Raw genomic sequence first — 7,340 nt, 5'->3', positions numbered from 1 at the left:
CAATCGGTCACGACGTTCTGCAGGGCTCGATAGCGCTGCAGCATCGTGGGCAGCGCCATAGCCTTATCGAACGCAGCCCGCAAATTGTCGAGAACCGGAGAACCGGCGCCTGAACCGCTCATCTACCAACCCAATATTGCCAAGCGGCTGACGCTTCAGCCGAACCACTCCAATCTCAGGAAGGACTGGATCGAACATATATTTGCGTGCGACAAAGGAGACAGTCCAGCCACTATTCCATCGAGATCAGGATACATGTTGAGACGCGAGGATGACCGGTTGCTGACCGGCCACGGACTCTATGTTGACGACCTGCAGCCTGAGAATGCCGCCCATGCGATTGTGGTCCGTTCGGCCTTCGCGCATGCGCGCCTCGTCTCGGTCGCGGTCGAGGATGCGAAAGCCGTTCCCGGCGTTCTGACGGTCCTCACCGGAGACGACCTCGTGCGCGAAGGCGTCGGCATGATGCGCTCGCGCACCCCCATGGTCAGCCACGACGGCACGCCGATGATCGAGCCGGACCGCCCGGCTCTCGCGCAGCGCGAAGTTAAATACGCCGGCCAGCCGGTCGCGCTGGTCGTTGCGGAAACCAAGGCGGCGGCACTCGAAGCCGCCGAACTCATCGACATCGACTACGAGGATCTGGAGCCGGTTACGGATCTCGAACGCGCGGTCTCTGCCGACGCGCCGCAATTGTGGCCGGAAGCGCCGGGCAATGTCAGTCTGGACTGGCGCATTGGGAACGGCTCCGAGGTCGACGCGGCGATCGCGGCGGCGGACCACGTCGTCGAGCTGACCGTTCAACACCCGCGCGCCGTGATCGCGCCGGTCGAACCGCGCGGCTGCCTCGGCGAATACGACGCCGCGACCGGAAAATACGTGCTCCACACGCCGAGCCAGGGCGTCGTCATGCTGCGTGCCGCGATGGCGGAAGCACTGGGCGTCGACGAGACGCAGATGCGGGTCATCACCAACGATGTCGGCGGCAGTTTCGCGGCGAAGATCTGGCCCTATCCGGAACAGATCCTCTGCCTGCTCGCCGCGCGCCTGACCGGCCGGCCGGTGAAATGGATCGCCGAGCGGACCGAGAGCTTCGTCGCCGACGCGCCGGGCCGCGGCCGTCTCGACCGGGCGACGCTGGCCCTGACGAAGGACGGCCGGATCACCGCGTTCCGGATCGATGCGCTTGCCGACATGGGGGCTTTCCTCAACGCCGTGAACCCGTCCATCGTCACCAAGGGCGCGGTCCGGGTCTTCACCTCCTGCTACAAGATCGAGGCGGCGGAATATCGCGTGAAGGCGGTCTTCACCAACGCCACGCCGACCGATGCCTATCGCGGCGCCGGCAAACCGGAGAGCGCGGGCACGCTGGAGCGGATCATCGACTTTGCCTGCGACAAGCTCGGCTTCGACCGCCAGGAGATACGGGCAAAGAACCTGATGCAACCGGCCGACCTGCCCTTCCACACGCCGATGGGCGAGGATTACGACGGCGGCGACTATCCGGAAATCTTCCGCAAGGCGCTGGCCAAGGCGAAGATCGACACCTTCCCCGAACGCCGCGCTGCGAGCGAGGCGAAGGGCAAGCGCCGGGGCGTCGGCTTCGGCATCCATGTCCATGCGACCGGCGGCTCCACCGCCGAGCGCAGCAAGGTCGAGCTCACAAACGACGGCAAGGTGCGGGTGCGCACCGGGACGCAGGATTCCGGCCAGGGCCACCAGACCACCCTCGCCCAGGTCGCGGCCGAGACCCTCGGGATCGATCCGGCGCAGGTGATCGTCGAACAGGGCGACAGCGGCAATCTCGTGACCGGCGGCGGCACCGGCGGCTCCTGCCTCATGCCAATTGCAGCGAACACGGTGCATCGTGCGGCCATCGAGATGGTGGAAAACGGCAAGAAGCTCGCAGCCCACATGATGGAGACCGCGGTTCAGGACATCGAGTACGAGGCGGGCTCCTTCAAGGTCGCCGGCACCGACAAGGCGATCTCCTTTCCCGAGCTGATGGCGCGCATGGGCGATATTCCGGCCGACACGCTGGAGCCGGGCCTGCGCGGCGGCTGCGTCGGCGAGATGGATTTCGAGGGCAAGCACACGACCTTCCCGAACGGCGCCTATGTCGTCGAGGTCGAGGTCGATCCGGAAACCGGCAAGGTCGCCGTCGACCGTTTCGTCGGGCTCGACGATCTCGGCCGCATCGTGAACGAACCGCTCGCCTTCGGGCAGGTCACCGGCGGCATCGCACAAGCGATCGGCGAGGTCCTGATGGAAGGAAGCGTCTACGATCAGGAGTCCGGCCAGCTACTGACCGGATCGCTGATGGACTACGCCTTCCCGCGCGCCGACGACGTTCCCTTCATCGAGCACGGCTGGGCCGCGACCCCCTCGCCGAACAGCCTGCTCGGCGTGAAGGGTGTCGGCGAGGTTCCCTCCATCGGCGGGCCGGGCCCGATCATGAACGCCGTCATCGATGCGCTGGCACCTTACGGCGTCAAACATATCGACATTCCCATGACTCCGGAGAAGATCTGGAGCGCGATCCACGCCAACGACTGACAAGAGGCCGGCAGCAAGACCGGCCGCAAACCAGGGAGGTAAACATGGCAGGCTCCACCAAGATGACCGGTGGGACGGCGCTGGTCCGCGCCCTGACGGAGAACGGGATCGACACGGTCTTCGGCCTCCCCGGCATCCAGCTCGACGGGCTGTTCAACGCCTTCTACGACGCCCGCAACAATCTGCGCGTCATCAATGCCCGGCATGAGCAGGGCACCGCCTACATGGCCTTCGGCTATGCCCAGTCGAGCGGAAAAATCGGCACCTACGCCGTGGTTCCCGGCCCCGGACTTCTGAACACCTTCGCCGCGCTTTCCACCGCCTACGGCTGCAACACGCCGGTGCTTGCGCTGACAGGGCAGATCCCGAGCGAGACCATCGGGCGCGGCCTCGGCATGCTGCACGAGATCCCGGACCAGCTCGGGCAGATGGAGCGGCTGACCAAATGGTCGCGCCGCATCGACCACCCATCCCAGGTTCCGGCAGTAATGGATCAGGCTTTCCGCGAACTTCGTGGCGGGCGGCCGCGTCCCGTCGGGATCGAGATGGCGCTCGACCAGCTGCACAAGTCGGCCCCGGTCGGCCGGATCGCGGCAACGCCGGTTCCCGACTCTCCTGAACCCGATCCCGACCTGCTCGACGCCGCGGCGCGGCTGCTCGGCGAGGCCGCGAACCCGATGATCTTCGTCGGCGGCGGCGCCTACGAGGCGGCGGAGGAAATCCGCGAACTCGCGGAAATGCTGCAGGCGCCGGTGGTCTCCTACATGAACGGCAAGGGCGTGCTGGACGACCGGCACCCGCTCTCCCTCCACCACCCGGCGGGCAACCGTCTCTGGGGCGATGCCGACGTGGTGATCTCGATCGGCTGCCGTCTGCAGCATGAAAGGATGACCTGGGGCACGGACGACCGGCTGAAGGTCATTCATGTCGATATCGACCCGACGGAACTGACCCGGGTCGCGAAGCCGGATGTCGGCATCGTCGCCGACGCCGCCAATGCGACGCGGGAATTGCTCGCGAAGCTTCCGCACTACAACCGTGAGCGCGAATCGCGGACCGAGGAAATGGAGGCGCTGAAGGCCGAATTCCTGCATCAGTTCAAGGAAAAGCTCGGCCCGCAGATGGAGTGGGTCGCGGCCCTGCGCGCGGCGCTGCCGGAGGATGGCTTCCTCGTCGACGAGTTCACCCAGGTCGCCTATGCCTGCCGCATCGGTTTCCCGACCTACGGCCCACGCACCCTCGTCTCGCCCGGCTATCAGGGTACGCTCGGTTACGGCTACGCCACCTCGCTCGGCGTTCAGGTCGCGCATCCGGACAAACAGGTGCTCTCGATCAACGGAGACGGCGGCTTCATGTACACGATGCCGGAGCTCGCCACCGCCGTGCATCACGGGATCAACGTGGTCGCCGTGGTCTTCGCCGACGGCGCCTACGGCAACGTGATGCGGATGCAGAAGGAGCTCTATGACAACCGGGTGATCGCCAGCGAGTTCACCAATCCCGATTTCGTGAAGCTCGCCGAGAGCTGTGGTGCGCTAGGTTTGCGCGCGACCACCCCGGCAGAGCTCAGGGCCAAGATCGAGGAAGGCTTCGCCGCCGGGCGGCCGACCCTGATCGAGGTGCCTGTCGGTGAGATGCCGGAACCGTGGCCCGTCATCCGACCCGGACCGTCCCGGCCGAAGCGGTAACAGCACTGCCGCGGCCGGAACGCTCCCTCAACCGAACAAGGAGGAAGCACTCATGGCCGAAACAGCTCTCATCGTCGGCGCCGGCGCCGGTCTCAGCGCCTCGCTCGCCCGGCTCTGCGCGAAGGACGGCATGAAAGTCGCCCTCGCCGCGCGAAACACCGGCAAGCTCGGCGCGCTGGCCGAAGAGACCGGGGCGCTTGTCCAAAAATGCGATGTCGCGGACAAGGACAGCGTCGCCGCCCTCTTCACCTGGCTCGACGGCGCGTTCGGAACGCCGGACCTTGTCATCTTCAACCCGTCCAAACGTGCCCGTGGGCCGCTGGTCGATCTCGATCCTGACGAGGTACTGGCGGCGACCACGGTAACCTGCCACGGCGCATTTCTCGTCGCCCAGCAGGCGGCCCGGCGGATGCTGAAAGCCGGCAAAGGCAGCATTCTGTTCACCGGCGCCTCCGCCGGCGTGAAGGGCTATCCGCAATCAGCGCCCTTCGCGATGGGCAAGTTCGGGCTGCGCGGCCTCGCCCAGTCCATGGCACGCGAACTGCACCCGCAGAACATCCATATCGGCCATTTCGTCATCGACGGCGGCATCCGGACCAAGAACGACAGCCGCGAGGCTCCGGGCGAGGACAAGCTGCTCGATCCGGACGCGATTGCCGAGACTTACCTGCAGTTCCATCGCCAGCCGCGCTCGAGCTGGGCCTGGGAGGTCGAACTGCGGCCCTGGAAAGAGACTTTCTGACGCCGATGCTCACCATCGACTTTGTCCGCCTCACAGAAGTCGCGCCGGAAGAGATCGCCGCGCATATGTCAGATCCCCGGATGGCGGAGCACATGCCGCTTTTGACGGGGACCTGGGACATCGAAGCCGCCAAGGCATTCGTCGTAACCAAGGAAAGCTGCTGGCGCCGCGACGGGTTGGGCCATTGGGCGATCCTCCTCGACGGCACCTATGCCGGCTGGGGCGGATTCCAGAAGGAAGGCGAAGACTGGGATTTCGGCCTTGTGCTGAAACCCGAACGGTTCGGTCTTGGACCCCGGATCGGCCGTCAGGCGCTGGCCTTCGCCCGCGCCGACGCGCGCATTCCCTCCGTGACCTTCCTCCTGCCGCCGTCCCGCCGGCATCTGGGTGCACTCGCCCGGCTCGGCGCGGAATTCATCGGAGAAATCACCCATGCGGGTACGCGATTCCTGAAGTTTCGGCTAGAAACCGCATAGTTCTTTCGAGCCCGTCGGGCTGTTACCCGAACACCACAAACGCGCGCGAAAATCATGTATTCAGTTACGACACAAAATTTTCCCTTTTAAACTACACCGTAGAGTTCCATATATCGGTCCGACATATTGATCGTATATCAGACCGATATACCGGAGCGCCCAATCCATGGACGTCAAAACGCTCTGTCTCGCGGTTCTCAGCCGACGGGACGCGACCGGCTATGAAATCCGCAAGCAGTTCGCGGAAGGCCCGTTCGCGCATTTTCAGAAGGCCTCGCTCGGCGCCATCTACCCGGCCCTGACCAAGGCCGCCGAGGAAGGTCTGGTCACCGTCACGGCCGAAGCCCAGGACGGACGGCCGGACAAGAAGATCTACAGCCTGACGCCGGACGGGGCCGCTGCCCTCCATCGGGCCTGCCAGACCGAGCCCGGGGATGATCAGTTCCGCTCCGACCTCCTGTTCTTGATTTTTTTCTCGGCCCTCCAATCGCCGGACAAGATCGCCCGCCTCGTCGACGAGCGGATCGCCCAGTACGAAGCCTCGGTTGCGAACCTCAAAAGCAAGGCGGAGACCTGTTCCGGCGAAGAGCCCGGCCGGGATTTCGTGCGCGGTCTCGGGTGCGCGATCTACCAGGCGGCCGCGGATTACATGCGGCAGAACCGTGCGGACCTGCTCGAACAGCTGCGCTCGGAGGCACGCCATGCTGCCGAGTAACCACCTTCTTCACTCGTTCTTCCCACCTCAGCCCACAGAGGCCCCATGAGACTCAATCGCTCCCTGTTGCTGGCTGCCTTCATCGCGCTCGCCGCGGTCGGCTGGATCGTCTCAGGTCAGTTCGCCAACGGTGCCCGCACGGATGAGGAAACCTCCACCGCGACCGGAACCGGGGCCAAGGCCCCGGAACTGATGTCGGTCCGGGTCCGCGAAAGCATCGCCGGACCGTACCGCTCGGCAGTGGTCATTTCCGGCAGGACCGCCGCCTCGCGCCAGATCGAGCTGAAGGCGCAGATTCTCGGCAAGGTCGTCGAGATCGGGGCCACCGAGGGCACGCCGGTCACCGCCGGCGAGACAATCGTGCGTTTCGACCCGGAAGACCGCGAGGCCAAACGGCAAATGGCGAAGGCCCGGATCGAGCAGCGCGAGACCGAATTCACCGCCGCCGACAAGCTCGCCAACAAGGGCTTCCAGGCGAAGACCCAGCGGGCCGCGACCTATGCGGATCTGCAGGAAGCGAAAGCCGATCTCGCGGAGATCGAGGAAGAGATTCGCCGCCTGACGATCAAGGCGCCGTTCGACGCGATCCTCGACGACATTCAGGTCGAAGTCGGCGACGTCGTGCAAAGCGGCGACGCGGTCGCGACAATGTACGACCTCGACCCGATCCTCGTCGTTGCCCAGGTGTCCGAACAGGAGCGGCTCAAGCTGGCGGTCGGGCAGCCGGGCGCGGCCAGCCTGCTCGACGGCACGAAACTTTCCGGCACAATCCGCTACATCACCGCCGCGGCAGACCCGCAGACACGAACCTTCCGGGTCGAGCTCGAGGTTCCGAACCCCGGAATGCAGATCGAACAAGGCATCACCACCGGCGTCATCCTGCCGCTGCCCGAGATCTCCGCGCACAAGCTCTCCGCCGGGGTCTTTACCCTGAACGATGTCGGGCTGCTCGGCGTGATGGCGGTCAATCAGGACAGCATTGTCCGCTTTCACAGGGTGACCGTGGTCGACAGCGATGCCGACTGGGCCTACGTGACCGGCCTGCCGGACCGAGTCCAGCTAATCACCGTCGGCCAGGAATTCGTCTCCGACGGCGAGAAGGTGCGCGCGGTCCCGGAAGAGATCGTCGGCACCCCCGAAGCGAAGGCAAGCTGAGGCCCGCC

The 7,340-nt window shown here is 65.4% G+C and carries 6 protein-coding genes; all 6 read left to right on the top strand.

Annotated elements, in window-relative coordinates; all coding sequences use genetic code 11:
* Positions 1-255 precede the first annotated feature (255 nt).
* The 6 genes from JJ959_RS15285 (at position 256) to JJ959_RS15260 (ending at position 7,332) form a co-directional block, all read left to right on the top strand.
* The gene (locus tag JJ959_RS15285) at positions 256-2,556 is read left to right on the top strand and encodes a xanthine dehydrogenase family protein molybdopterin-binding subunit (RefSeq protein WP_292885243.1); all 2,301 of its coding nucleotides are present in this window, start codon (positions 256-258) and stop codon (positions 2,554-2,556) included.
* Between the two features lie 44 nt (positions 2,557-2,600).
* Positions 2,601-4,244 (top strand): thiamine pyrophosphate-dependent enzyme, encoded by a 1,644-nt coding sequence (locus JJ959_RS15280; protein ID WP_292885241.1) that lies wholly within the window; start codon positions 2,601-2,603, stop codon positions 4,242-4,244.
* Positions 4,245-4,296: 52 nt separating this feature from the next.
* Positions 4,297-4,986: an SDR family NAD(P)-dependent oxidoreductase gene (locus JJ959_RS15275; protein ID WP_292885238.1), complete on the top strand. Its 690-nt coding sequence runs from the start codon at positions 4,297-4,299 to the stop codon at positions 4,984-4,986.
* Between the two features lie 5 nt (positions 4,987-4,991).
* Positions 4,992-5,462 carry a hypothetical protein gene (locus JJ959_RS15270; RefSeq protein WP_292885235.1) on the top strand — a complete coding sequence of 157 codons (471 nt, stop codon included), beginning with the start codon at positions 4,992-4,994 and terminating at the stop codon, positions 5,460-5,462.
* Between the two features lie 166 nt (positions 5,463-5,628).
* Positions 5,629-6,177: a PadR family transcriptional regulator gene (locus tag JJ959_RS15265; protein WP_292885232.1), complete on the top strand. Its 549-nt coding sequence runs from the start codon at positions 5,629-5,631 to the stop codon at positions 6,175-6,177.
* 45 nt (positions 6,178-6,222) lie between these two features.
* Positions 6,223-7,332 (top strand): efflux RND transporter periplasmic adaptor subunit, encoded by a 1,110-nt coding sequence (locus tag JJ959_RS15260; protein ID WP_292885230.1) that lies wholly within the window; start codon positions 6,223-6,225, stop codon positions 7,330-7,332.
* The last annotated feature ends 8 nt before the right edge of the window (positions 7,333-7,340 follow it).

Source organism: Nisaea sp., from assembly GCF_017640745.1.
Lineage (GTDB): Bacteria > Pseudomonadota > Alphaproteobacteria > Thalassobaculales > Thalassobaculaceae > Nisaea.
This window is presented reverse-complemented; position numbering and strand designations above follow the sequence as displayed.

Excerpts from the sequence above, each read along its gene's own strand:
- JJ959_RS15280 (WP_292885241.1), top strand. The coding sequence starts at position 2,601 with ATGGCAGGCTCCACCAAGATGACCGGTGGGACGGCGCTGGTCCGCGCC.
- JJ959_RS15260 (WP_292885230.1), top strand. The coding sequence starts at position 6,223 with ATGAGACTCAATCGCTCCCTGTTGCTGGCTGCCTTCATCGCGCTCGCC.
- JJ959_RS15275 (WP_292885238.1), top strand. The coding sequence starts at position 4,297 with ATGGCCGAAACAGCTCTCATCGTCGGCGCCGGCGCCGGTCTCAGCGCC.
- JJ959_RS15265 (WP_292885232.1), top strand. The coding sequence starts at position 5,629 with ATGGACGTCAAAACGCTCTGTCTCGCGGTTCTCAGCCGACGGGACGCG.
- JJ959_RS15270 (WP_292885235.1), top strand. The coding sequence starts at position 4,992 with ATGCTCACCATCGACTTTGTCCGCCTCACAGAAGTCGCGCCGGAAGAG.
- JJ959_RS15285 (WP_292885243.1), top strand. The coding sequence starts at position 256 with ATGTTGAGACGCGAGGATGACCGGTTGCTGACCGGCCACGGACTCTAT.